The organism is Cupriavidus sp. H19C3 (assembly GCF_049393815.1).
GTDB lineage: Bacteria > Pseudomonadota > Gammaproteobacteria > Burkholderiales > Burkholderiaceae > Cupriavidus.
Map to the genome: position 1 here is coordinate 3,615,059 of NZ_CP184985.1, position 24,376 is coordinate 3,639,434.

Here is a 24,376-nt window from a genome sequence, read left to right on the forward strand (position 1 = left end):
TCCAGTAGGTAACGATCCAGTACCGGGTCAGTAACGAGACGGAGCGACGCCGAACGCGTGGCGAAACGCGCGGTTGAAATGGCTCTGGTCGTAGAAGCCGACCTCGAGTGCCACCTGCGCGATGCTGCCGCCGTTTCGCTGCAGCAGCGCGCAGGCCTGCTCCAGCCGCAGTCGCACCAGCCAGGCATGCGGCGTCATGCCAACGGTCTGCTTGAAGAGCTTGAGAAACTGAAACCGGTCGACGCCGCACAGCGCGGCCAGCTCGTCGAGCGTGATCTTGCGCGCGAGATGCGCATGACAATACGCCTTGACCTGCTCCCATTGGCGCGGCGACAGGGCTCCCTTGACGGCTTGCGAGACGACACTCCGCGAGCGGGAAAACAGACGCTCCATGAGTGTCAGCCACGCCGACTGCATATGCAGCGGCGACGTGTCATCGCCGCCAAGCAGGGCGTCGTGCAGGCGCATCAGGGAAGCGGCCAGCGCGGGGTCGTCGAGCACGGCGCCAGCCAGTGCAGGTGGCTGCGGTGTGCCGGTGATCTCGCCCGTCACGCTGGCCAGCAGGGCAGGGGAGAGGCGAAACGTCTTGAGCGAATAGGCCTCGCCGCTGTCCGGATCGCCGTCGTGAATGTCGCCCGGCGGCATCAGGCAGATGCGCCCGGGGCCGAGCCGGTAGGTCTCGCCAAGATAATGCTGGCGCTGGACGCCGGCCGTCACGAGCCCCACGTGATAGTCCAGGTGGTAATGACGGCCGAAGCGCAAGCCGACCTGCCGGGCCTCGCTGAGTACGAGGCCGGGCACGGCATCGGCGCGGCGGTATTCGACCTGGTCTGTCATGAGCGTGAGGGTGACCGGAAGCGTGACTGCGCTGGCGGCGGCGGCAGTCCGACCATGCGTGTCAGGAGGGAGTGTGCATGAAGTATGTGGATGGTACCGAGGTCCGCGTCGGCGATCGCGTGCTGCTGGGCGCGGAGGCGCCCGGCGTCGTGGTCTGTTCCATGGAAACCGGCGAGTACAGCGCCGGGCACCCCGAGGCGCAGTGGGGCTATCTGATCCGCGGCGTGATGATCGAATTTCCGAAGTACGGGCTGATCCACTATCTGGAGATGGAATCGGATATCGTCTTTATCGCGCGCGGGACGCTCGCCCCGCCGTAAGCCTGGGTTTGCGCCTGGGCTTGATGGTCGACGGACGGGTCGGCAATTCGGGTCGTCCGATTTCCTGCTGGATGAAATCGATAAACACGCGCAGCTTCATCGGCATGGCGCTGCGGTTGTAGTAGTAGAGGTAGAGCGCCGCGGGCGAGGTCCAGCCCTGCAGCACCTCCACCAGCTGTCCCGCGTCCAGCGCGGCGCCGGCACTGTCGCGGGCCAGATAGGCAAAGCCATAGCCGTCGCACGCGGCGCGCACCAGCAGGTCGGTATCGTTGGAGGAAACCCGGCCGTTGACGGCGAGCCGCACGCGCTTGCCGTTCTCGTCGAACTCCCATTTGTAGAGCGCGCCGGTATCGGCGCTGCGGTAGTTGATGCAGGTGTGCTTGAGCAGGTCGCGCGGATGGCTCGGCACGCCGTGCGCGGCGAGATAGGCGGGCGACGCCACGACCACGAACGGCATCGGTGCGATGAGCGGAATCGCGACCATGTCGTCGCCGAGCACGTTGTCGAAGCGGATACCCGCGTCGAAGCCCTTGGTGACGATATCGACCAGGCTGTTATCGACCGCCACGTCGAGATTGATATTGGGATGGGCGTCCAGAAAGCGCTTGAGCAGCGGCTGCATGATCATGCGACTGGCGGTGCCGGGGATATTGAGCCGCAGCGTGCCCATCGATACGCTCGAGGCCACCGACACATCGTGCATGGCAAGCTGCAGTTCCTCGAGCAGCGGTGCCACGCGGTCCATGAAGGCGCTGCCGGCCTCGGTCAGACTCACGCTGCGTGTGGTGCGGTTGAAAAGGCGGGCGCCGAGCTGTGTTTCCAGCGTGCGCACGGCATAGCTGGCGGCCGACACCGAGATGCCCGAGGCTTCCGCCGCCGCGGTAAAGCTCTGCGTTTCCGCCACGCGCATGAACAGGCGTAGCGAGGGAAAATCGGGTTCGCTCATTGTGAAGATTTATTGCATAAGGCGTCCCGATTATCGCTCCTTTTCTCACAAAGTGTGGCGCGGCTTCGAGGCGGCCGGCGTCGGCTCAGCCTTCCTTCCCATCGACGCGGGCGCGCGACAGATAGGGCGCGTACTTGACCAGATAGAGCACGAACGCCGCCACCCACAGCATGCCGGCGGCGCCAATCGCATATGGCTTGAAGGCCGGCAGCGCGAGCGGCCCGAGCACGCGCACGAGCGCCGCCAGCACGATGGAGGCGTAGGCCAGGTGCTCGATGCGGCCAGTGGCAAGACGCCGGCCGGTATGGCCGAGCGCGGTGCGGGTGATCATCGCCAGAATCGCGCAGGCAATGGCGCCGACGGTCAGCGCGTGCAGTGCGGTCGAACCGTCGAGCCAGCCCACCGCGGCACCTGCCAGCAGCGCAAAACCGAGTGGCAGGAAAGCATAGGCCACGTGCAGGATGGCCACCAGCGGGGTGCGCAACGTTCGTAACGGATCCCAGCCTGCCAGGCGCACCGCATGCGTGGCGGCCGCCGCGAGCGCCAGGGGCACCACCGCGAAGGCCGGCGCGTGCGCGCTGTGGGCGACGATCGCCAGCAGCGTCGCGGCCACCACCACGCGCTCGACCCACGCGCTGCGACGGATGGTAACGCCGGGCACCGCGTTGGCGGTGAACATCGGAATCACGCGTCCGCCAATCACGGTAATGAAGAGGGTGATCAGGCCGGTGGCGGCCTCGGTCACGCGCAGCGCGCCGCCGAGGTCGCCGCGCCCTGCCGCCACATGGAAGGCGAGATTGAGCGCGCCGAGCACGCCGAGGGCGAGTGCCAGGCCGATATTGCGATGGTTCCGCGCGCGCCGCAGGAGGCGGTAGAAGCTGGCCGCGCACAGCGGCAGAAAGACGAGATCGAGCGCGATGGCAAGCCATGCCGGGCCGCTCCACATCAGCACGCGCGCCGCCAGCCAGACGCCGGCAAGCGCGCCGAGCCAGGCGCCTTGCGGGGTTTGCTGGCCGGTCCAGTTCTTGCCCGCGGTGAACAGAAAACCGACCACGACCGCGGCCGCAAAGCCGAACACCATCTCATGCGCATGCCACACCATGGCGCCAAGCCACGGACGCGAGGCCGGCTGCCACCAGCCGAGATAGATCGCCACCCAGGCGGCGATCGCGATGACGCCGAACGCGGCGGCAAGGAGGTAGAACGGGCGGAAGCCGAGCGCAAGCATCGGCACGCCGCGATAGCCGGTGTGGCGCGGGGACGGCGGAGAGATCCGGATCGACGTGGGCATGTTGGTGGCGCGCCGGTGAGGACGCGGTTCTTGATGCGGTTCGCGTGTCGCAAGCGGAAGTGCGACGGGCATGACACTGGCCCGATGCCTCCGAGTCTAGTTATGTTGCATAGAAAATGCAACATATAGGCCGCTATCCCGGACCTGGGATAGGGTGGCATAGGGTGGCAAGCCGTACCGCTCAGGCCGGCGCCAGCGCGCGTGCTTCCTCGGCGGCCCGCGCCGCGCTATGCACGTGCTGGAACAGCAGATCGCGCGCGGCATCGGCGTCGCGCTTCTCGATGGCGGTGACCACCGCATCGAGCTCCTTGAGCGATTCCGCAAGGCGTCCCGCGCGTCCGAGCGAGACGCGCCGCAGCAGCGTGATGCGATTGTTCAGCTGGGTAAGCATCTGGCCGGCAATCGCGTTGCCGCATCCTTCCATCAGGATCGCGTAGAAGGTGTTCTTGCCTTCGAGCAGGACGTCGGTGTTGGCCGAGGCCTCGGGCGAGGCCAGATAGCGCAGCGCCTCGCGCAGGCGGAACACCTGGGCCGCCGTCGCATTGCGCGCAAAACCTTCGCCGATACAGGCTTCCAGGTAGGCGCGCACGGCGTAGATCTGGCGCGATTCTTCCTCGGAGATGGTGGCCACCACCGGCCCCTTGTGCGGCACGAGGTGGATCAGGCCTTCGGCCTGGAGCTGCTGCAGCGCTTCGCGTACGAGCGGGCGGCTCACCCCGAGGTTCTCGCAGAGTTCGCGCTCGACCAGCCGCATGCCGGGCGAGAGATGGCCGGCCAGGATGGCCTGACGTAGCCGCGCCGTCACTTGCTGGCGCAGCGTGGTCATTTCGCGCTTGATAAACAGATCGGTATCCATAGGTCACCCGCAGGTCAGCCGCGATTATCCCAGATTTGCAGCCCGAAAGATTGTCAGACAATCATATTGACTTACTAAATCGGGCGCCATACGATGCAGGCTTCCTTCACCGACCACGGAGCGAGTACATCGTGAACCAGGAACTGTTTGATAAAGGCCTCAAGACGCGCCGCGAAGTGCTGGGCAGCGACTACGTCGATGCCTCCCTCAAGAACGCCGACGAATTCAGCATGGCCATGCAGGAGTTCTCGACCATGTACTGCTGGGGCGATATCTGGAACCGGCCGGGGCTTGAGCGCCGTACCCGCAGTTTCCTCAACCTCGCCATGATTGCCGCGCTGAACCGCCCGCACGAACTCAAGCTGCATGTGCGCGCCGCCATCACCAACGGCCTGACCAAGGAAGAGATCAAGGAGGTCTTCCTGCAGGTGGCGACCTACTGCGGCGTGCCGGCGGGCATCGACTCGTTCCGCATTGCGCGCGAGGCATTCAAGGAAATGGGTATCTGAGGGGCAGCCATGAAGCAGATTGGATTCATCGGCCTTGGCATGATGGGCTTTCCGATGGCCGGCCGGCTGGTGGCCGCGGGCCTCGACGTACTGGCGTATGACGTCGTGCCGGAAACCACGCGGCGCTTTGCCGCCGAGCACGCTGGCGCCAAGGTGGCCGCGAGCCTGCAGGACTTTGGCGGCTGCGAGGTGCTGGTGACCATGCTGCCGAACTCCGACATCGTGGATGCCACGGTGCAGCAGCTCACCGCGGTACTGCCGGCGGGCGCGCTGGTGATCGACATGAGCTCGGCCGATCCCGTGCGCACCCGCAGCCTCGCCGAGGCCGTGGCGGCCGCCGGCAAGGTCATGATCGATGCGCCGGTCTCGGGCGGCGTGAGCCGCGCGCAGACGGGCAAGCTGGCCATCATGGCGGGCGGCGAGGCGGCCGAGGTCGAGCGCGCGCGGCCGTTGCTCGCGCATCTCGGCAGCACCATCACGCATGTGGGCGCGATCGGTGCCGGCCATGCCATGAAGGCACTCAACAACTACGTTTCCGCCGCCGGCCTGATCGCCACCGCGGAGGCCCTGGTGGCCGGCCAGCGCTTTGGCATCGACCCGAACGTGATGGTCGACGTGCTCAACAGCTCGACCGGCAAGAACAACACCACCGAGAACAAGGCCCGGCAATTCATGCTGTCCGGCGCATTCAACTCGGGCTTCTCGCTGGCGCTGATGGCCAAGGACGTGGCGATCGCCGCGGCGCTGGCCGAGGCCGTGCACGCATCGACGCAACTGGGCGCGCACGTCAGCGCGATGTGCAACCAGGCCTCGGAGGCATTGGGCAAGGCGGCCGACCACACCGAAGTCTATCGCTTCGCGCAGCAGCACAAGGCCTGAGGTTCCATGCGCGCGGGCCCCGCGCATGGGGTCTGCGCGCATCGGGTCCGCGCGCATCGGGTCCGCGCTTCAGGAGGGTTGGCGCACGTGTGTCACCACCACCGCAGGGTCGGTGGGGGACGCGTTCGTCCTTTCAATTTTGTCACGCAGATAAGGCGCATCCAGGCAGAGCGCCACAGCAAAGGAGACATCCATGCAACGCATTTCCGCCGCATTGGCCGGCAGGGCTTTCGCCATGGCCACGGTGATGGCCGCCGTCATGACGACGATCTTGACCGCCAGCCAGGCCGAGGCCCAGACCTTTCCCGCCAAGCCGGTCCAGGTCATCATTCCCTATGCGCCGGGTGGCTCGACCGACGTGATCGGCCGCGCCCTCGGCGAGGCGATGGCGCGCGATCTCAAGCAGCCGGTCGTGATCGAGAATGCCGGCGGGGCGGGCGGCACCATCGGTACCGCGCGCGTGGTCAACGCGTCGGCCGATGGCTACACGCTGTTGTTCCACAACATGGGCATTGCCACCGCGCCCGCGCTCTACAAGAAACTGAGCTTCGACGCGACGCGCGACCTGGAGCCGATCGCGCAGGCGGCCGACGTGCCGATGATCCTGGTCGGCACCAAGGGCCTGGCCCCGGCCAACCTCAAGGACCTGATCGCGTATATCAAGCAGAAGCAGGTGGGCGTGCGCTTTGGCCACGCCGGCAACGGCTCGACCTCGCACCTGTGCGCGATGCTGATTGCGAAGGCGCTGGGCACCGAGGTCACGATGGTGCCGTATCGCGGCACCGGTCCCGCGCTGCAGGATCTGCTCGGCGGCCAGGTGGACCTGCTGTGCGACCAGCCGGTGGCGACCGGGCCGTATATCCGCAGCGGCATGCTCAAGCCGTACGCGCTCGCGGCAAAGTCGCGGCTGTCGATCCTGCCCGACGTGCCGACCTTCGCCGAGGCCGGCCTGCCGAACTTCGAGCTCGAAGTGTGGCACGGCCTGTACGCCCCGAAGGGCACGCCGCCGGCCGTGGTGGCGCGCCTCAATCATGCGCTGCGCTTTGCGCTGGCCGATCCCGCCGTGGCGCAGCGGCTGGGCCCGCTGGGCGTGACCGTGCCGGCCGTGGACAAGCTCGATGCGCCGGTGCTGGGCACGCGCACGAAGACCGAGATCGAGCGCTGGACGCCGGTGATCAAGGCCGCCGGGGTGTACGCCCAGTAGTGCCGTTGACGGCGGGGCAGCGGCGACGGTCGCGCCGGTGCCCGGTGCTGCGCCCGCGGGTGCTCGAGGTCGCCGGTGGCGCTGCCGCTGAGCGCACGCGGGGCGGGACGCTGGTCGTTCGACGGTTTGCGTGCACCCGCCGCGTGATCCGTGCGGTCCGGGCCGCCTGATTTTCAGAATCGGCTCATAGGTTTGTGCCGGATGGCTTTCTACGATCGACAGTTCGATCCATCCGTAGGGAGTACGTCCGATGCAAGCCGCCGTTCTTCACCACCTCGGCGAGGTGCCGCGCTTCGAAAGCTTTGCCGATCCCGCAGTCCTTGTCGGCGAAGTGCTGGTGCGTGTGGCCGCCGCGGCCATCAAGCCGCTCGATCTCGTGATTGCCGGCGGGCGCCATCATCGCAGTCCGCTCACGTTGCCGTCGGTCTGCGGCACCGACGGCGTGGGTTACATGGAGACCGGCGAGCGCGTCTACTTCACCGGCATGCGCGCGCCGTTCGGCGCGATGGCAACCTTTGCGCCCGCGCAGTGCGTGGCGATGATTCCCGACGATATCGACAACCTGACGGCCGCGGCCATCGTCAGCCCGGCGCTGGCCGTCTGGTTGCCGTTGCGGTGGCGCGCCGACGTCAGGCCCGGCGAGACCGTGCTGATCGTGGGCGCGACCGGGGCGCTGGGCCGCATGGCGGTACAGGCGGCACGCTCGCTTGGCGCGGGCCGCGTGATCGCGGCGGGCCGGCGCCAGGATGTGCTGGCGCGGCTCGGCGCCGATGCCATCATCGATCTGCGCCTGCCGCCCACATCGCTGCACGAGGCGTTTGCGAGCCATGCGGTGGATGGCATCGATGTCGTCATCGACTTCGTATGGGGCCCCATCGCGGAGGTCCTGATCGCGGCGCTGACCACCTCGGTCGGCCACGGCCAGCGTGGCGTGCGCATGGTATCGACCGGCGATATGGCGGGCGACATGATCGCGCTGTCGGGGGCATCCTTGCGCGATTCGCCGGTGGCGCTGATGGGCAGCGGCCCCGGCAATGGACCGTCGTCGCGCGAGCTGGAAAGCATGATTGAGACGATTCTCAAGCATGCCGCCGATGGTGCGCTACGCATCGATGCGGACATGGTGCCGCTGGCGGATGTCGCGCAGGTGTGGGAACGCGCTGCCGGCCGCGAGCGGCCGATGGTGTTGAAGGTGGGGTAGAGGGCAGGCGCAGGTCGCGCGCCAGGGCCGCCAGCCTGGGTTCGCCCGCCTCGGTTCGCCACCTCGGTTCGGCCGCCTCGGTTCGCCAGCCTCAGTTCGCCAGCCTCAGTTCGCCAGCTTCAGTTCGCCCGCTTCAGGCCGCCCGCTTCTCCTCGACCTGCCGTTCGCCACCGAGCGCCTCGGTCAGGTCGGCCAGCAGGCCGGCCAGCTCGCCGGCCATCAGCGCGAAGTCCGCGTCGAAACGCTCGTCCTCGTCGTGTGCCGTGCCATCGGCCTGCTCCTTGATCACGTCGAGCGGGGCCACGCGCTTGACCGCGAGCGCGTCGGTCAGCACGAACGACACGCGGTCGTTCCACGTCATGGCCAGGCGCGTGCAACGCTTGCCCGCCGCGATATGGCGCTGCAGGTCTTCGGGGTCGAGCGGGTGGCGCACATAGCGGACGGTGGCCTTGCTCTCGCTGCTCGCTTGCAGCTCGATCTCCTGGTCCACGCTGAAGCCGGCCGGCGCGGTATCGGCCGCCAGCCAGCCGGTCATGGCGGCGACCGGGGACTCGTTCACATGCAGGCCGACCAGCGGCAGCGGGTCGATCGCCTTGAACAGCATGCCGCGCACCTCGTCGGCCTTGGCCGCGCCGGCGGCATCGATCGCCAGCCAGCCGTTGACGGGGTCGATCCAGACGCGCGTATCGCGGCGGATGCTGAACGCGCGCGGCAGCAGTTCCTCGGTGACCTGGTCCTTGAGCTCGCGCAACTGCTTGCGGCCCGGCTTGAAACCTTGCTGCTCCTCGAGCTCGGCGGCGCGCGCCTTGGTGACCTGGTTGACCACGGTCGCCGGCAGCAGCTTCTTCTCGGTGCGCAGCACCAGCAGCATCTGGCGATTGACACAGTGGACGAGCTGGCCGTTATCGCGCGGCGAGGCCCAGCCCTGCGTTTGCGGTTCGAGACTGGTGCCGGGGAAGAAGGCGTGCGTGGCGAGGCAGGCTTCCACCTGCTCGGCGCTCAGCGACCACGGGGCGGAGAAGCGATGAAGCTGAAGATTCTTGAACCACATGAGAATTCGGCCACGAGCGGGCGGGAAAAAAACGAGAGGGTCGAATTCTATCCGCTTGCGGCAGGCACGCGGGCGAAATGCCGGACCGCGGTCGCGATGCGCGTAACGCGGCGCAGGCGCGCGAAGGTGCAGCGGGAGCAGAGAATGCGCGAAAACCGGGTAAACCAAGACAAAGAAGGCGAAAAAAAGCGCAAAAAAAGCAGGCCGGGCGCGCCAGCGCCGGGCCTGCCGCCCGTACCGGCCCGCCGCAAGGCGCACCGGCACGGTTTTGCGTCGGAGGCAACGTCAGATGTCGAGCTTCGAGATCTTGGTGCCTTCCAGGCTCAGGCCAGCCATCAGGCCGGCATTGGTCATGGCAAAGCCGACGATCGGCTGCTGGGCCGTGTTGGTATCCAGCTGGCCATTGGCGCCGATCGTCGCCAGCGCGACGGTGGCGTCGGCACCGACGGTCCAGCCGCTGCTGTTGACGAATTTCTGATACGCGTCCTGCGTCATGAACATCAGGATGAAGGCTTTCGACTGGGCGCCGATCTGCCAGCCGATGGAGCCCGAGATGGCGCGGTAGTAGCCACGGTTGGCGCCGCCGGAGCGCAGCACGCCGTCGCCGTACTCGCCGCCCACCACGAAGCCCGCCGAGAGCAGTTTCGGGAAGACCAGGATGCCGCGAGCGCGGTTGCCGAGCTCCTGCGAGCCCCGCACGGAGCTGTACAGGCGATTCAGGGTATCGGTGGCGCCGGCATCGATTTCACGGCGTTTGGCGGCCTTGTCGGTGCCCGAATCCGGGCCGGTGACAGAACATCCCGCGAGCGAGAGCGCGCCGAGGGACAGACCGGAGAGGCCGACAAGTCCGGCACTGCCGGCAGACAGGAAGGTGCGTCGTTTCATTGTTTCCTCCAGGAGGGGGTTCGTGTGTTGCAACCGCCTCTACAGCATAGGCGTGCAACGCACATTCGCCAATGCGATATTGTCTGACACGGACGGGGTGCGCATCTGACACGGCACAGACATACTTTCTTGCAATTACTTGCTCCGTGACTGCCCCATTTCGCCCCGATCCTTTGGAACAATGGAGCCCCCGATCCATGACACGCCGCAGAAGCGCCCCCGCCATCATGCGTACCTTTCCTCTGACTTCCGTCCCCCGTTCCTCCGCGCTGATGACCGCCCCCAGGGCAGCTCTCACCCTGGCCTTCGCGTTGGCCCTGGGCGCGTGTTCCACGGCGCCGACGAACCCGGCCGCCGCTGACGCGTCCGATGCGGGCGGCGCGGCCGCTGCGCCGACCAGCGCGTCCACCCCGGGCCCGGATGCCGCCTGGCTGTCGCTGCGCGCGCGCTATATGGACTGTGTGCAGGAACGCGCCAAGGCCAACCTCGGCGCCAAGGGCGCCGCCAGGGACGTCGCGGCCAGCGCGCTCGATGCCTGCAAGAGCCAGCTCGATGCGATGCACGACGCCTTTCAGGACTACCTCTCGGCGCAGATGTCGTCGTCGCATGGCAAGAGCAGCGCGCGCCAGGCCGCCAATCGTGTCACCACGGATACGCGCGAAAAGGCGCGCTCGTACCTGACGCAGTATGTCGAGCGCCAGCGCTACGAGCTGGGCCAGCGCTGAGCGTTAGCGCCGGCTCTCTCCGCGCCCGGGCGGGAGCGGTCGCGCCGCCTTCATCTGCGGTCAAGCCAGCGGCCGCGCGAGAATATCGGCGTTCGACCGCCTACAGCATCTCCAGCGGCCGCGGCCCGCGCGGCGGCGGAAAGATCGTGTCGAGCTCGGCCAGTTGTGCCGCCGTGAGCGTCAGGTCGAGCGCGCCGATATTCTCGCGCAGCCACTCGCGCCGGCCGGTCTTGGGGATCGCGATCACGTCTCCGCCATGCATCGCCCAGGCCAGCGCGGCCTGCGCCGGCGTCATGCCGTGGCGCCCGGCAAACGCCTGCAGGCTGGCATTGCGCAACAGACGCGCCTGCTCGATCGGCGAATACGCCATCATCGGTATGCCGTGCTCGCGCAGCCAGGGCAGCAGGTCGTATTCGAGCCCGCGCCGGCCCAGGTTGTACAGCAGCTGGTTGACGGCGATCTCACTGCCGCCGGGTACTTCCCACAGCTCCCGCATATCGGCGAGGTCGAGATTGCTGACGCCGAAATGGCGGATCTTGCCGGCCCGACGCAGCGCCATGAATGCCTCCATGGTCTCCGCGAGCGGCACGTCTCCGCGCCAGTGCAGCAGATACAGATCGAGATGGTCGGTGCCGAGCCGGCGCAGGCTGCGCTCGCACGCGGCCACCGCGCCGGCGCGGCTGGCGTTGTGCGGGTAGACCTTGCTGACCAGGAATACCTGAGCGCGGCGGCCCTGGATAGCCTCGCCGATCAGCGCTTCGGACGCCCCCTCGCCATACATCTCGGCGGTGTCGATCAGGCGCAGGCCCAGGTCCAGGCCGAGGTGCAACGTGGCGATTTCCTCGGCGCGCGTGCGGGCGCTGTCGCCGATATTCCAGGCACCCATGCCGAGCGCCGGAATCCGTTCTCCACCAGGTAGGGTGACTTGCTTCATGGGGCCTCCGTAGTCAGGACCGCGCTAGACCAGTCCCGTCACATAGAACACGGTAATCACGAAGAATACCGCCAGCGTCTTGATCACCGTCACCGCGAAAATATCGCGGTAGGACTCCCGGTGCGTCAAGCCGGTCACGGCCAGCAGCGTGATGACCGCGCCGTTATGCGGCAGCGTGTCCATGCCGCCGCTCGCCATCGATACCACGCGGTGCAACACTTCGAGCGGAATCTGCGCGGCCTGCGCACCCTGGATAAAGGTGTCGGACATGGCCGCCAGCGCGATGCTCATGCCGCCCGAGGCGGAACCGGTAATGCCGGCCAGCGTGCTGACCGAGACCGCGGCATTGACCAGCGGGTTGGGAATGCTGCGCAGCGCGTCGCTGACCACCAGGAAGCCCGGCAGCGCCGCGATGACGCCGCCAAAGCCGTACTCGGAGGCCGTATTGAGCGAGGCCAGCAGCGCGCCACCGACGGCGCTCTTGGTACCTTCGGCAAAGCGCGTGCGCACGGTGCCGAACGCCGTCACCAGCACCACGAGAATGCCGAGCAGCAGCGCGCCTTCGACCGCCCAGATGGCGGTCACGCTCGCAATTCTGGTCTCGATCGGATGCGGAATGCCGGGCAGCGACACGGTGCTGGTGGCGCCGTACCAGAGCGGAATCATGCGCGTCAGCCAGAAGTTGGCGACGCCCACCACGACCAGCGGCAGCAGGGCCAGCAACGGTGCCGGCAGTTTGCCGCCGGCGTGTGGTTGAGGTTCGTTCTGCAGGCTGGTGCCATAGCCCTCGCCGGCCGCCATGGACGCGCGGCGGCGCCATTCGAGGTAGCTCAGGCCCACCACGATAATGAACAGCGAGCCGATCACGCCGAGGCTCGGCGCGGCCCACGAGGTGGTCTTGAAGAAGGTGGTCGGGATGATGTTCTGGATCTGCGGCGTGCCCGGCAGCGAATCCATGGTGAACGAGAATGCGCCCAGCGCAATCGCACCCGGCATGAGGCGCTTGGGAATATTGCTCTGGCGATAGAGCTCGGCGGCGAACGGATAGACCGCGAATACCACCACGAACAGCGACACGCCACCGTAGGTCAGCAGCGCGCAGACCGCCACGATCACCGCATTGGCGCGCGAGCGGCCGATATAGCGGATGGCGGCGGCGACGATCGATTCCGAGAAGCCGGACAGCTCGATCACCTTGCCGAACACGGCGCCGAGCAGGAATACCGGGAAATACAGTTTGACGAAGCCGACCATCTTCTCCATGAAGATGCCCGAAAACACCGGCGCCACGGCCGCCGGCTCGGTCAGCAGCACCGCGCCGAGGGCGGCAATGGGCGCAAAAAGAATCACGCTGTAACCGCGATAGGCGGCAAACATCAGGAAGGCGAGGGCCGCCAACACGATGACGAACGACATGGGGTCTCCTGTTACATGCAATCGCAAGGCGGCGACTTTGCCACAGGTTGGAGACACACGTCAGGTCAGGTCTCGCTCCATTGCCGCATCAGATTGTGGTAACAACCGATCAGGCTGCGCCGCGCGCGCTCGTCTGCATGGGTCTGGTTGAGCGTCTGGATCGCGTTGTCCATGTCGAACAGCAGCGCCCGCCGGGCATCGTCGCGGATCAGGCTCTGGATCCAGAAGAAGCTGGCCAGGCGCGTGCCGCGCGTGATCGGCGTGACCTGGTGCAGGCTCGTGGCGGGATAGATCACCATGTCGCCGGCCGCGAGCTTGACCGCGTGGGTGCCGTACGTGTCTTCCACCTGCAGTTCGCCGCCGTCGTAGCTGGCCGGCTCGGACAGGAACAGCGTGGCCGAGATATCGGTACGCAGCTTGCGTCCGTCATGCGGATGGAGGCGAACGCTGCCGTCCACATGGGCGCCGAAGGTCATGCCCTCGCTGTAGCGGTTGAACATCGGCGGATAGACGATATTGGGCAGCGCCGCGCTGATAAACAACGGATGGCGTTCGAGCGCGGACAGGATCAGGTGCTGGCACTGGGCCGCCACCTCGGCGCGCTCGTCGATCTGCTGGTTGAACTTGACCGGGGCGCCCGAGTAGCCGGCCGTGACGCGGCCGTCCACCCAGGCATCGCCCGCATGTTCGAGCTGATGGACCAGCACGGCCAGCTGTTCGGTGTTGAGGACCTTGGGGATGCGGACAAGCATGGATCGTTCCTGGCAGTTGCCGCGCCCGGCGGCGGCCGCCATGGGCCACCGCGGCTGGCCACCGCGGTTGGTCACCGCGGTTGGTCACCGCGATTGGCAACCGCGATTGGCAACCGCGACCGCAACTGCGGTAGCCACCGCGGGCGACGGACTTACATCCGATACGTGAAGGACAACATGGCGGTGCGGCCGGTTCCCGGCACGGAGCGGCCGCCGTCCGACTGGATCAGCGCATCGTAATACTTCTTGTCGAAGAGGTTGAACAGATTCAGGCGCACATCGTATTTCGGTTGATGGAACGCGATCATGCCGTCCCATCGCACAAAGCCGCCCACCTGCGTGGTGTTCTGGTTGTTGGCGTAGCGCTGTGACATATAGAAGGCGCCACCGCCGATCTCCCAGTCCGGCAGGATGGCGTAGCTGGTCCACGCCGTGGCAGTGTGCCGGGGCGTGTTGCCCGGCGTCTTGCCCGCTCCGCCCGACGAAATGCTGCCGCTCTTGATCTCGGCATCGAGGTAGGTATAGCCGGCAAACACCTGCCACCGCGGCGTGATGCGGCCGGTCACGCCGGCGCGAAAGCCGTCCACCTGCACCTTGCCGGTGAGGTCGTAGGTGGTGGCGTCGATCTGGCTGCGCGCATTGTCCTTGGTGATACGGAACAGCGCCGAGGTGATGGACAGGTTGCCAGCCGCCAGGTCCCACTTGCCGCCCACCTCGTAGGACTTGTTCTTTTCCGGGTCGAGGCTGGTCTGGCCCACGGTGCCCACCAGCTGTTCGAGCGACGGATTGAACGAGGTGCCATACGCCACGTAGTAAGACTGCGCTTCCGTCGGCTGCCAGATGCCGCCGAGCCGCACGCTGGTGAAATTGACGGTCTGGTCGGCGTTGGCGAGCGCCGTATTGCCGCGCGTGTTCTGTGCATTGACCGAATTGCTGATGCTGGCGATATAGCGGTCGTAGCGCACGCCCGCCACCAGCTTCCACTGCCTGGTGAACTCGATCGAATCGTTGGCGTACACGGCGACGGTATTGGCCGAGCCGCCCTGCAGGTTGCCCGGCGTCTCCGGCACGTTCGATGGCGAATCGCTGTAGACCGGATTCACTACCGGCGTGCAGGCGACAAAGCCGGGGCAGGCTCCGCCGACGCTGGCGCGTGCGAAGTTCTGGTTGTTGTAGCCGTCGTGACCGAACTCGAGCCCGGTCAGCAAGGTGTGCTTGATAAACCCGGTGGAGAAGGTCGCGGTCAGCTCGGTCTGGTTGAAGATCGAGTAGTCGCGAATGTTGCGGTCATGACTCTGCTGGCGCACGAACAGCGCGGACAGCGGCAGGGTGGTGGTGGTGAGCGGCTGGAAGGTGCCGCCCGGGCCGGTCAGCGATCCGACCGCCTGCGGCGCGGTTTCGCGCGCGTCGGTTTCCACGTAGTTGAACTGGGTCCGGTTGCGCAGGCGCAGGTTCGGCGAAAACCGATGCGTGACGCCCGCGGACAGCATGGCGATGTCCTGCCGCGTGCGGTCGTTGTTGAAGCCGTAGAAGGTGTCGCGGTCGACGTTGACCGGATGGCCGTTGATCGCCGGCAGGCCATAGTCGGCCATGTCCTCGTTGTGCTGGAGCAACGCCGACAGCGTGATCTCGGTGGAGGTGCCGATGCCATAACGCCACGACGGCGCGATGCCGAAATCCTGCACCGTCATCTCGTCGCGCGTGCTCGGCTTGCCGTCCTGGGCCATGGCGGAGATGCGGAAGGCCGAGGTGTCGCCGGTCGGCGTATTGACATCGGCGGTAGCGCGCACCAGGCCGTTGGTAGTGACCGAGCCGCTGACCTCGGTCGCCGCCTTCAGCGACGGCTTCTTGGTGACCTGGTTGATCACGCCGCCGGTGGAGCCGCGGCCGAACAGCATCGACGACGGGCCCATCAGCACTTCCACCTGGTCGAGCGCGAAGGTGTCGCGGTAATACTGGGCACGATCGCGGAAGCCGTCGAGATAGATGTCCGTGCGCGCCGAGAAGCCGTTCAGGTTGATGTTGTTGCCGATCTGCCCGCCCTCGGCGCCGCCGATGGTGATGCCCGGCACATTGCGCAACGCATCGGACAGCGAGCTCACACCCTGCGATTGCATCAACGCCTTGTTCACCACCGTGACCGATTGCGGTACATCGCGCAGATCGGCAGGCAGCTTCGACAGTGACGTGGTGCCCGCGTTGAAGTCGTCGCGCGCGGCCGCGCCCTGCACGGTGACGGGCGCCAGCGTCGGCGTGGCGGTGCCTGCGGTGGGGGTTGTGGCGGGTGCGGTGGTGCCGGGGGCGGGAGCTGTTTGCGCGAACGCGCCGGGGGCGGCGCACAGGGCGAGCAGCGCGGTCGCGACGGGCGTGCGGCCGAGGGCGATGCGGTTCATTCTCTGTCCAGTTCTCCCCTCAGATCCGGGCCCGATACCGTCCCGCGCCGCCATGTGCGATTACGCATGGTCCGACGCGGCCTGAGAGGCAATATGGTGATGGGCGAGCGGAATATAAATGCGAATGATTAGCGTTGCAATTTGCATGCGCCGGCCGTTGCGCGCGTTACACAGACAAGGAGGACCGCGTCCGAATGTTTCCATCTCCACACATCGATGTGCGCGGATATCAACAATCGCGGCGCGCGGTGGGCGGAAATCGGCGCCATTGTTGTTCTGGCAGCACAAATAAAAATGGCCCGCCGGGGCGGACCATCGATGGTGCGGCAGAGACATGGGCGGCCCGTTGCCAGGCGCGCCCCCGGATCAGGGCTCGCCCAAATTCATTCGGCCTGCATATTGGCGTTCCTGGCCAGGCGGCCGAGACGCTCGCGCTCCGACTTGATGAACGCGACAAAGCTCTCCTGCGAGCCGCCCGCGGGTTCAATGCCGTTCGGCAGCAGGCGTTCGCGCGTCTCCGCAGTCTGCATCGCGGCAGTCATCTCCTGGTTCAGCTTCTTGAGAATGGCCGGGTCCGTGCCCTTCGGCGCAAACAGGCCGGCCCAGTGTCCGATGCGAACTTCCGGCATGCCCTGCTCGGCAGTCGTGGGGATATTGGGCGCCGCGCTCATGCGCTTGTCCCACGTGGCACCGAGTGCCTTGAGCTTGCCCGCCTTGATCTGCGGCAGCACCACGACGCTGGCTTCCGATGTTGCCGCGACCTGACCGCCGATCACCGCGGTGATGCTCTCCGAGCCGCTCTTGTATGGCACCACGACCAGCTCGGCGCCTTTCTCCTTGAGCATCTCTTCAACGAAGTGAGGCGTGCTGCCACTACCGGCGGTGGCGAAGTTGGCACCCTTCTCCTTCTTCGAATACTCGATCAGCTCCTTGAGGTTGTTCACCGGCAGCGATGGCGCGGCGACGATCACCGAAGGACTCACGGCGATCAGCGAGATCGGAATCAGATCGTCCGGACCATACGGCATCTTCGGACGGATCAGACTGTTGGTCACGGTGCCGACCGCGCCGACCAGGAAGGTGTAACCATCGGGCCTGGCCTTGGCGACATAGTCGGCGCCCACCACCCCACCGGCACCGGGACGGTTCTCGATGACGACGGTCTGGCCGAGGCGTTTGCCCACCGCATCGGCGGCGGCACGCGCCACCAGGTCGTTGGCGCCGCCGGCGGTGAAGGGCACGACGAACTTGATCACATGATTGGGCCAGGCATCCGCCGCGTGCGCGGCGGCGCTGAACAGCGAGGTGGCGGCAAGCGCCAGCAAGCCGGCGCGAAGGGATGAGCGCATGGGGTGTCTCCGGTAATTTTAGGAATGATCGGGCTGTCGATCTTACCGGAGGCAGCTGTCAATTACCTGTTGGGAACCCCCGCGCGCGTCTTACTGTTCGCGCTCCCAGGTTTGCGTGCGGCCGAGCAGGCTGATGCCGATAAAGCCGCGCACGTTGAGCTTCTTGCCGTCGTCGGCGAGCGACATCTTGCACTTGTACAGCTTGCCCGACTCGGGATCGAGAATCTCGCCGCCGGTCCACTCGTTGTCGGCGGTCTTGCGCAGGCCGGTGAGCAGCGTCATGCCGATGATCGGCTGGTCCTTGCGCGAGTCGGTGCACTTGTCACAGACCTTGACCTTGCCATCGCCGCTCTCGCTCAGGCTCTTCACCAGGCGGCCGCTGTATACGCCGTCCTTCTCGGTGATCTCGATCAGTCCGCGCGCCTTGCCCGTGTGGTCGTCGATGGTCTTCCACATGCCGGCCGGCGTAGTCTCCGCAAATGCGGCGGCGCTGGCGGCCAGGGCGAGTGCGAATGCGCTCGCGCGCAGCAGTCGGGGGGTCAGGGCATGCATGGCAATCTCCAGTTGGTTTCTCGGCGTCGCCAATCTACTGGTGCGCGCGCCTCCCTGCAATCACCTACACCCGTTTGCGTACGCACCAGCACGCCCACGACGGCGACCCGCAGACGCAGCAGGCAAGCGGCCACTGCCGATTTCTGTCATGCAGCAAACGGTGGGCTGAAGCAATCCTCTAGTCGGTGCCGATGCGGGGTCGCTGCGCGACGACTGGCAACGACCCCGCTATGACGACCGCTGACCCGCGATGATCCGCGATGACCCGTGCGCCGCCATTGACCGGTGGTGCGACGGGCATGGTGCCGAGGACGATGGCAAACGTGTCGGCCTGGACCGATCCACGTCGCGCGTTGCACACGGCATGCCGGCACCGTCAACGAACCTGCCGGCACCCGCGCGCGACCCGCCGCTGTCGGACCGCCACGCACACCAGGTGTCGGTCCGTCGCCGACACCGATCCGTCTCTGACTGCGCAGGTGCGATCGGCAGCGCCGACGCCGGTCGGCATCCTGCCGCCACCGCGCGCCGATCGCGCGACGACTTCGTGTCGGCCCCTCGACGACTCCGCAACGACAATGCGACGACGCTTCGGCCACCCTTCGACGACCCTTCGACATCCGTTCGGCCACCACTCGCGACGACATCGGACGGCGCGCGACGACTCGCGACGCGCGTTGAATCGAATCAGCTTGTGACAAACCGTTGCGTTGACGCATCACTCGTCGCGCCGTCGTTCGCGTCGCCACTGCGTGCTCGTGCGTGGTCCGCATGCACGGCGCGGGTGGTCGCCGCGACAACGGTGTCGCGTACGTCGGCGGCGCGCGCGCGCCGCCGCATGCGCATGCTCGCGCGCGCGTCCGAGCGCCAGCGCCGCCGTGCACGGCGGCGTGCTCACGAGGCCCGCGCGTTTTGCCGAGAGCCAATGTTCATGCGGGTTTGCGGCAAGGCGATGGCGCGCGCGCGGCAGCCTGCGAGCACACGCGCATGGCACCGACGCGAGGCCGGACGCGATGCACGCGCACGCGGTTCGCGCGCGTCCGACACCGGTGCGGAACGTCGTCGACGCGGCAAGAAATTCGTCGCGCGGAGGAACTCGAAGACGTCGATCGAAGTCGAGAGCAACGTGTGAGTCGATGATGTCGATGCATCGATGCGAGCGCGATCTAGTCTTAGTCGTTCACGCGTGCAAGTTTTTTTGCACTTTTTTCTTAACATCATCGAACAAACGAATTATGATTCGCCTTGACAAGAGTCTCACTTCATTGCAGCGGGACTTCGATGCGAACACCGACGAAGATGACGACGTGAGCAAGACCGTCGCGGTGCCAGCGGGAAGGAACAGGCAGGGTGCAAGCAGGTGCTGAAGCAACGGTGGTATGTCGAGGCGGGACGCACAACCTCGACGGACGCAAGACTCACCACGAGCGCACAGCTGGACGAACAGCCGGACGAACAGCCGGGCGAACCGGCGGTGACGTAGCAACAGCGATGAAGCCGCGGAAGCAGCCGCCATGGCGATGCTTCCCGATGCAGTGAAACGGATAGTCGAACGGGTAGCCGAGGAGCACCAGAACTTTGACGCAGAACGAGCCGAGCTGGCTTCTTAAAACGCGTGCAGTCTCCTGCAGCCCGGTAACGGGCTGGGCCTGGTACCCCCTGACGATTGCCGTCCGCCGTGCGCGTGGCGATGCCCGCACCGCGGATACGCTGACAGATATCTCCTCTTTTTGGACCGCGCGCCGACCAGAAGCGCGTCGCGGACCGATCGAATATTCCAGGGCGCGGCATGCCTTGGAAACCCGCGCGGGGGCTGCCATTGCGGCCTCCGGCGAGGTTTCCCGCTGCCGCCTGCGCACCGCGCGTCGCGGTGCCCCTGCCACCGAATTCATTAGCGTGCGACCCAGGTTGTGCCGTGCGCCGATGAATCGCTCGCTCGACTGGGGTCATGCGGTATCGCACCTCGGGTCGGTCGGGTCGCCAACTTAGGTCATTCGATATTCACGTTAGTGAAGGAGTTATCCATGGCAACTGCTGCAAAGAAAAAGCCGGCGGCTAAGAAGGCCGCCAAGCCGGCCGCCAAGAAGGCTGCCGCTAAGAAGGTAACCGCCAAGAAGGCCGCTCCGGCCAAGAAGGCTGCTGCCAAGAAGGTCGCGGCAAAGAAGGTAGTGGCAAAGAAGGCCGTCGCCAAGAAGGCGCCTGCCAAGAAGGCTGCAACCAAGAAGGTAGCGGCGAAGAAGGTAGCGACCAAGAAGGTTGCCGCCAAGAAGGCGCCTGCCAAGAAGGCCGCAACCAAGAAGGTTGCAGCGAAGAAGGTAGCCACCAAGAAGGTAGCGACCAAGAAGGTTGCCGCCAAGAAGGCGCCTGCCAAGAAGGCCGCTCCGGCCAAGAAGGCTGCTGCCAAGAAGACCGCTGCCAAGAAGCCTGCCGCGAAGAAGGCTGCTGCCAAGAAGCCGGCTGCCAAGAAGCCTGCCGCCAAGAAGGCTGCCGCGAAGAAGGCTGCCCCTGCCTCGAAGCCTGCCGCTGCGCCTGCCGTGGCGCCTGCTGTTGTTGCCAAGACCGCGCTGAATCCTGCCGCGGCCTGGCCGTTCCCGACGGGCAACCGTCCGTAATCGTTTCGCCGCGTGCGAACGATCACGACAGGGAATTTATCGCGTACGCCTCGTGCGTCGCAGTGACCGGATACGCGGTATCCGGTCAGCATGACGGAAGTCCTGCAACCCGCCGATGGCATCCTTGCCCGGCGGGTTTTTTCTTTGGGATCGCGGCCAGAAAAAAGCGCCGTGGCCTTGCGGCTCACGGCGCCCGGATGGCATCCGTCACGTGACGCGGCGACAAACGCGCTACGCCAGGACGCGGTACCACGCGCCCTCCGGCGCGCATGCGGGTCAGTGCGTGACGCGCGTCACGCCACCCGACGATAGCAGTCGCACGCGCTCGCCCGGCCGAAACACCTCGTCCGCTTCCTGCGTGATGGCGCGCATCTCGCCGTTGTCGAGCCGCACGGTGATCTCGATGCCGCGGCGCTGCTGCAGTCGGTTCTCGGCCGCGCTGCCGGCCAGACCACCGAGCACCGCGCCGATCAGGCCGGCTGCCACCGCACCGTTGCCACCGCCGATGGTGCTACCCGCGGCCACGCCGCCGAGCACGCCGCCGGCCACCGTGCCCGCGCCGGTCTGCTGGCCCTGGATCAGCACCTCGCGTACGCCTTCCACCACGCCATAGCGGACGGTCTGCTCGCGCTGGGCCTGGCCCGGCGAGTAGACGCTGTTGGAGTTGGACCAGCTGGAACAGCCGGCGGTGACCAGGGTGGTGGCAGCCAGGATGGCGATGCCGCCATGGCGAATGCCGTTGCGAGCGCCGTTGCGAACGCTGTTGCGAAGCATGTTGTTCATGGTAAATCCCGTAAATCGCTGACGCGAGACCGGCGCGCTTCACATTGGCATGCGGGTCGCGCCATATTTCAACTGTAGCGGTAACCGAAGGCGGATTGGAAGCGATGGCCAATCTCGTCCTGCGACAGCCAGTGGTTCTGCGGACCCTGCTGCGCGATCTTGAGCGCGCCCATCAGCGACGCCAGGCGGCCGGTGGTCTCCCAGTCCATGCCGCGCTCGATGCCGTACAGGAGGCCACCGCGGAAGGCATCGCCGCAACCGGTGGGGTCGACCACACGTTCGGCCGGCACGGCGGGAATCGCATATTGCTTGCCCTCGGCAAAGACGCTCGCGCCGCGCTCCCCATGCGTCACGATGAACGCGCGGACCTTGGCGGCGACCTCGGCGCTGGTCCACGCGGTGCGCGACAGCAGCACCTGCGCTTCGTAGTCATTGACCGTCACGTAACTGGCGAGTTCAATGAACTGCCGCAGGTCTTCGCCGTTGAACAGCGGCATGGCCTGGCCCAGGTCGAAGATGAACGGGATGTCGGCCTCGGCGAACTGGCGCGCATGATGCAGCATGCCCTCGCGGCTGTCCGGTGCCACGATGCCGAGCGCGGGGCGCTGGCCGCCGGTGAGCGCATCCTGCACGCCCTGCAGTTGCGAGTGGCTCATCGCGCCCGGGTGGAACGCGGTGATCTGGTTGTTCTCCAGATCGGTCGTGATCATCGCCTGCGCGGTAAACATCTCGGGCAGCGTGCGAATGAAGTCGGTGGCGATGCCGAGGTCCCGCAGGTACTGGAGATAGGGGCTCGCGTCCTGGCCGACCGTGGCCATCACGATCGGGTCGCCCCCGAGCATCTTCAGCGTATAGGCGATGTTGCCGGCGCAGCCGCCGTATTCGCGCCGCATGCCCGGAACCAGGAACGACACGTTCAGCATATGGATCTGGTCCGGCAGGATGTGTTCGCGGAAGCGCCCGTCGAACGTCATGATGGTGTCGTAGGCAACGGAGCCGCAAATCAGGCTGGCCATTCTTGCTCCAGAGTGGCCCGGCTGCGCCGGGCGGTGATGTCATGAGGCCGCCCCGTCGGATGACGACGGCGGCCGCGTGGAAAGTCCGGCGCAAGGCCGGATCGTAAAAAAATCAGGGGTAGAAGATCAGCACGCGGTAGTTGGCGGCGGTCTGCTGTGTCCGGAATCGTACCCGAACCGGCAGCTCGCTACCCGCGCGCAGGCCGGTCGCGGCGAAACCGCGCTGGGCAGGCTCAAGATATTCGGACGGCTGCAGCACGCGGCGCAGCAGCAACTGATCCTGCAGATCCGTCATGACCAGCTCGATCGCGGGCAGCGCCGTGGTGGCACGGCCCTGGTTGCGCATGGTGACGGCGAGCTGGTAGACATCGTTGCCGTCGTCCTGCTTCTGCAGCTGCGAGCTGTCGATGCGGAGCGCCTCGAGGTCGCGCCAGGGTGGCACGTCGCAATGCAGCGGTGCGCATGCGGCCTCCAGCAGCGGCCGCAGCGCGGGCACGCTGCCGGCCAGCTGGCTGCGCGCGAGATAGGTACCTTCGAGAAGCGCGCCGAGCGCGAGCACGGCGACCGCGACACGGGCCAGGCCGCGCCGGCTGCCCGGCAGTGCGACCCGATGCGCGCGCTGGCGACCGGGGCCGCGCGTATGGCGCAGAAAGTCGGGGGGCGAACAGCGGACCCGAGCCGCCGTGACGGCGCAGCCAGTGCCGCGCGGTCGGCTCGCCTGCCACCGCGCCAGCGCTGCCGATGCCGCTGCCGCTGCCGGGGCTGGTGCCGACGCTGACGCCCATCGCCGTATCGGGCGCGGCGGTCAGTTCGGTTTCGATGGCTGCCCATGCCGCGTCGGGACCCGCCGGTGCCTCGTGGGACCCCGGCGTGGGGTCGGCCGCGCGCAGGAATTCGCTTGCGCTGCGCACGGGTTCCGGTTCGTGAGCGGCGGGAACCAGCGCGGGCCATGGCTGTTTTGCGCTGTACGCGCCTGCCACCGGCAGTCCGGCGGGCAGTGTCTCGGGGGTGGCCTTGCGATCCGCCGCGGCGTCCGCTGCGGGGGGCGTGGGTATGCGTGCCGGCGGTGCCGTATCGCCGAACGCCGCGTGATCGAGCGTCGGCCAGGGCTCGGGCGGTAACGATGGTTCGATAGGCTCGGGTTCCGGCGTGGCCAGCGCGATGGGCACCATCGCAGGCGGCATCGCCTCGGTCGCTTCCGTCGCCTCGGTCGCCTCGGTTGCCTCGGCGCCGGCATCGCGTCCGTCGTCGCTGCCGCGACCGGGGCCCCAGTCCGGACCGCGATCGGGACCAACGTCGGGACCAACGTCGGGACCATCGTCGGGACCAGGCAGCGCCTCGGGCTCGGCCATCATCATGGTCGGCGAATCGAGCGACGGCACTTCGTAACCCGGGTCGAAGCCAGGGTCGAACGGTTGCGCGGCGGCGTGGGCCCGCGCCACGGCCTGGGTGCGCTCGGCATGGGCCAGCGCGGCCTCCACGGTCAGCGGCGACGTGGAGGCCGGTGTGGTGTTGGGTGTCGTGGCGGGCGCGGTGGTGGATGCAGTGGTGGATCCCGCGGTGGATCCTGTTCCGCCCGTAACTGGCGAGGCGGCAGCGATGCCAGCCGTCGACCCAGTCGCCGAGGTGCTGGTCGCGTTCGTCGCGTTCGTCGCGTCAGGCGCGTTCGTCGCAGCTATCGCGCCGGCCCCCGGGGCAGTGCCACCCGATGCCTGCGCGACCTCGACCAGATGCTCGCGCGCGTCGAAGACCGTCTCGCAATGGCCGCAGCGGACCAGTCCTCCACGCAGGCGCAACTGATCCGCGACGAGCCGGAACGCGGTACGGCAGGCCGGACAACGCGTGACGAGCTTGGCGGCGGCCAT

24 protein-coding genes and 1 pseudogene are annotated in these 24,376 nt (G+C 66.9%); 9 read left to right on the forward strand and 16 right to left on the reverse strand.

Annotated elements, in window-relative coordinates; genetic code table 11:
• Window positions 1-27: 27 nt before the first annotated feature.
• A complete protein-coding gene (locus DFLDMN_RS16720) occupies window positions 28-837 on the reverse strand; it encodes an AraC family transcriptional regulator (protein WP_423195990.1) in 810 nt (269 codons plus the stop codon).
• Window positions 838-914: 77 nt separating this feature from the next.
• Between DFLDMN_RS16720 and DFLDMN_RS16725 the strand changes: the two genes are divergently transcribed.
• Window positions 915-1,157 (forward strand): hypothetical protein, encoded by a 243-nt coding sequence (locus DFLDMN_RS16725; protein ID WP_423195991.1) that lies wholly within the window; start codon window positions 915-917, stop codon window positions 1,155-1,157.
• On the opposite strand, the gene DFLDMN_RS16730 is transcribed toward DFLDMN_RS16725, so the two are convergent.
• The 3 genes from DFLDMN_RS16730 to DFLDMN_RS16740 form a co-directional block, all read right to left on the reverse strand.
• Window positions 1,126-2,103 carry a LysR family transcriptional regulator gene (locus DFLDMN_RS16730; RefSeq protein WP_423195992.1) on the reverse strand — a complete coding sequence of 326 codons (978 nt, stop codon included), beginning with the start codon at window positions 2,101-2,103 and terminating at the stop codon, window positions 1,126-1,128. The two genes, DFLDMN_RS16725 and DFLDMN_RS16730, sit on opposite strands and share 32 nt — an antisense overlap.
• Window positions 2,104-2,188: 85 nt before the next feature.
• Window positions 2,189-3,394, reverse strand: coding sequence for an NnrS family protein (locus DFLDMN_RS16735; protein ID WP_423195993.1), 1,206 nt, complete (start codon window positions 3,392-3,394; stop codon window positions 2,189-2,191).
• 181 nt (window positions 3,395-3,575) lie between these two features.
• Complete coding sequence (locus DFLDMN_RS16740; RefSeq protein ID WP_423195994.1) at window positions 3,576-4,250, reverse strand: GntR family transcriptional regulator; 675 nt, start codon at window positions 4,248-4,250, stop codon at window positions 3,576-3,578.
• A 131-nt stretch (window positions 4,251-4,381) separates the two neighbouring features.
• On the opposite strand from DFLDMN_RS16740, the gene DFLDMN_RS16745 reads away from it, so the two are divergent.
• From DFLDMN_RS16745 to DFLDMN_RS16760, 4 genes are all read left to right on the forward strand, one after another.
• The gene (locus DFLDMN_RS16745; RefSeq protein WP_423195995.1) at window positions 4,382-4,759 is read left to right on the forward strand and encodes a carboxymuconolactone decarboxylase family protein; all 378 of its coding nucleotides are present in this window, start codon (window positions 4,382-4,384) and stop codon (window positions 4,757-4,759) included.
• 9 nt (window positions 4,760-4,768) lie between these two features.
• Window positions 4,769-5,638 carry an NAD(P)-dependent oxidoreductase gene (locus DFLDMN_RS16750; protein ID WP_423195996.1) on the forward strand — a complete coding sequence of 290 codons (870 nt, stop codon included), beginning with the start codon at window positions 4,769-4,771 and terminating at the stop codon, window positions 5,636-5,638.
• Between the two features lie 235 nt (window positions 5,639-5,873).
• Entirely contained in the window at window positions 5,874-6,842 is a 969-nt protein-coding gene (locus tag DFLDMN_RS16755) for a tripartite tricarboxylate transporter substrate-binding protein (RefSeq protein ID WP_423198449.1), read from the forward strand.
• Between the two features lie 250 nt (window positions 6,843-7,092).
• Window positions 7,093-8,043 (forward strand): quinone oxidoreductase family protein, encoded by a 951-nt coding sequence (locus DFLDMN_RS16760; RefSeq protein ID WP_423195997.1) that lies wholly within the window; start codon window positions 7,093-7,095, stop codon window positions 8,041-8,043.
• 133 nt (window positions 8,044-8,176) lie between these two features.
• Here the strand turns inward: DFLDMN_RS16760 and DFLDMN_RS16765 are convergent, their stop codons facing one another.
• Together DFLDMN_RS16765 and DFLDMN_RS16770 are read right to left on the reverse strand one after the other, a co-directional pair.
• Window positions 8,177-9,094 carry a recombination-associated protein RdgC gene (locus DFLDMN_RS16765; protein ID WP_423195998.1) on the reverse strand — a complete coding sequence of 306 codons (918 nt, stop codon included), beginning with the start codon at window positions 9,092-9,094 and terminating at the stop codon, window positions 8,177-8,179.
• A gap of 285 nt (window positions 9,095-9,379) precedes the next feature.
• Window positions 9,380-9,979 (reverse strand): BPSL1445 family SYLF domain-containing lipoprotein, encoded by a 600-nt coding sequence (locus DFLDMN_RS16770; RefSeq protein WP_423195999.1) that lies wholly within the window; start codon window positions 9,977-9,979, stop codon window positions 9,380-9,382.
• A gap of 227 nt (window positions 9,980-10,206) precedes the next feature.
• Here DFLDMN_RS16770 and DFLDMN_RS16775 point away from each other — a divergent pair, with 227 nt between their 5' ends.
• Entirely contained in the window at window positions 10,207-10,704 is a 498-nt protein-coding gene (locus DFLDMN_RS16775) for a hypothetical protein (protein WP_423196000.1), read from the forward strand.
• A 100-nt stretch (window positions 10,705-10,804) separates the two neighbouring features.
• Here DFLDMN_RS16775 and DFLDMN_RS16780 read toward each other — a convergent pair whose 3' ends face one another.
• The 6 genes from DFLDMN_RS16780 to DFLDMN_RS16805 all read right to left on the reverse strand — a co-directional run bounded on the left by DFLDMN_RS16780 (window position 10,805) and on the right by DFLDMN_RS16805 (window position 18,100).
• A complete protein-coding gene (locus DFLDMN_RS16780) occupies window positions 10,805-11,638 on the reverse strand; it encodes an aldo/keto reductase (RefSeq protein WP_423196001.1) in 834 nt (277 codons plus the stop codon).
• A gap of 24 nt (window positions 11,639-11,662) precedes the next feature.
• On the reverse strand, window positions 11,663-13,054 hold the full coding sequence (locus DFLDMN_RS16785; RefSeq protein ID WP_423196002.1) for a GntP family permease: 1,392 nt from the start codon (window positions 13,052-13,054) through the stop codon (window positions 11,663-11,665).
• A 65-nt stretch (window positions 13,055-13,119) separates the two neighbouring features.
• Window positions 13,120-13,806: a Fe2+-dependent dioxygenase gene (locus DFLDMN_RS16790; RefSeq protein WP_423196003.1), complete on the reverse strand. Its 687-nt coding sequence runs from the start codon at window positions 13,804-13,806 to the stop codon at window positions 13,120-13,122.
• 152 nt (window positions 13,807-13,958) lie between these two features.
• A complete protein-coding gene (locus tag DFLDMN_RS16795) occupies window positions 13,959-16,199 on the reverse strand; it encodes a TonB-dependent receptor (RefSeq protein ID WP_423196004.1) in 2,241 nt (746 codons plus the stop codon).
• Between the two features lie 383 nt (window positions 16,200-16,582).
• The gene (locus DFLDMN_RS16800) at window positions 16,583-17,548 is read right to left on the reverse strand and encodes a Bug family tripartite tricarboxylate transporter substrate binding protein (protein ID WP_423196005.1); all 966 of its coding nucleotides are present in this window, start codon (window positions 17,546-17,548) and stop codon (window positions 16,583-16,585) included.
• Between the two features lie 90 nt (window positions 17,549-17,638).
• Window positions 17,639-18,100: a DUF2147 domain-containing protein gene (locus DFLDMN_RS16805; RefSeq protein ID WP_423196006.1), complete on the reverse strand. Its 462-nt coding sequence runs from the start codon at window positions 18,098-18,100 to the stop codon at window positions 17,639-17,641.
• Between the two features lie 250 nt (window positions 18,101-18,350).
• Here DFLDMN_RS16805 and DFLDMN_RS16810 point away from each other — a divergent pair, with 250 nt between their 5' ends.
• Together DFLDMN_RS16810 and DFLDMN_RS16815 are read left to right on the forward strand one after the other, a co-directional pair.
• Complete coding sequence (locus DFLDMN_RS16810; RefSeq protein ID WP_423196007.1) at window positions 18,351-19,232, forward strand: hypothetical protein; 882 nt, start codon at window positions 18,351-18,353, stop codon at window positions 19,230-19,232.
• Window positions 19,233-20,124: 892 nt separating this feature from the next.
• Complete coding sequence (locus tag DFLDMN_RS16815; RefSeq protein WP_423196008.1) at window positions 20,125-20,712, forward strand: histone H1-like DNA-binding protein; 588 nt, start codon at window positions 20,125-20,127, stop codon at window positions 20,710-20,712.
• A 276-nt stretch (window positions 20,713-20,988) separates the two neighbouring features.
• Here the strand turns inward: DFLDMN_RS16815 and DFLDMN_RS16820 are convergent, their stop codons facing one another.
• The 3 genes from DFLDMN_RS16820 to DFLDMN_RS16830 form a co-directional block, all read right to left on the reverse strand.
• Window positions 20,989-21,486, reverse strand: a complete 498-nt coding sequence (locus tag DFLDMN_RS16820; protein ID WP_423198450.1) for a hypothetical protein — start codon at window positions 21,484-21,486, stop codon at window positions 20,989-20,991.
• Window positions 21,487-21,563: 77 nt separating this feature from the next.
• On the reverse strand, window positions 21,564-22,511 hold the full coding sequence (locus DFLDMN_RS16825; protein WP_423196009.1) for a carbohydrate kinase family protein: 948 nt from the start codon (window positions 22,509-22,511) through the stop codon (window positions 21,564-21,566).
• 112 nt (window positions 22,512-22,623) lie between these two features.
• The gene (locus DFLDMN_RS16830; RefSeq protein ID WP_423196010.1) at window positions 22,624-23,070 is read right to left on the reverse strand and encodes a DUF3426 domain-containing protein; all 447 of its coding nucleotides are present in this window, start codon (window positions 23,068-23,070) and stop codon (window positions 22,624-22,626) included.
• 182 nt (window positions 23,071-23,252) lie between these two features.
• Between DFLDMN_RS16830 and DFLDMN_RS16835 the strand changes: the two genes are divergently transcribed.
• Window positions 23,253-23,438 carry a hypothetical protein gene (locus DFLDMN_RS16835; RefSeq protein ID WP_423196011.1) on the forward strand — a complete coding sequence of 62 codons (186 nt, stop codon included), beginning with the start codon at window positions 23,253-23,255 and terminating at the stop codon, window positions 23,436-23,438.
• Between the two features lie 791 nt (window positions 23,439-24,229).
• Here DFLDMN_RS16835 and DFLDMN_RS16840 read toward each other — a convergent pair.
• A pseudogene (locus DFLDMN_RS16840) lies at window positions 24,230-24,376 on the reverse strand (zinc-ribbon domain-containing protein); the annotation flags it as partial.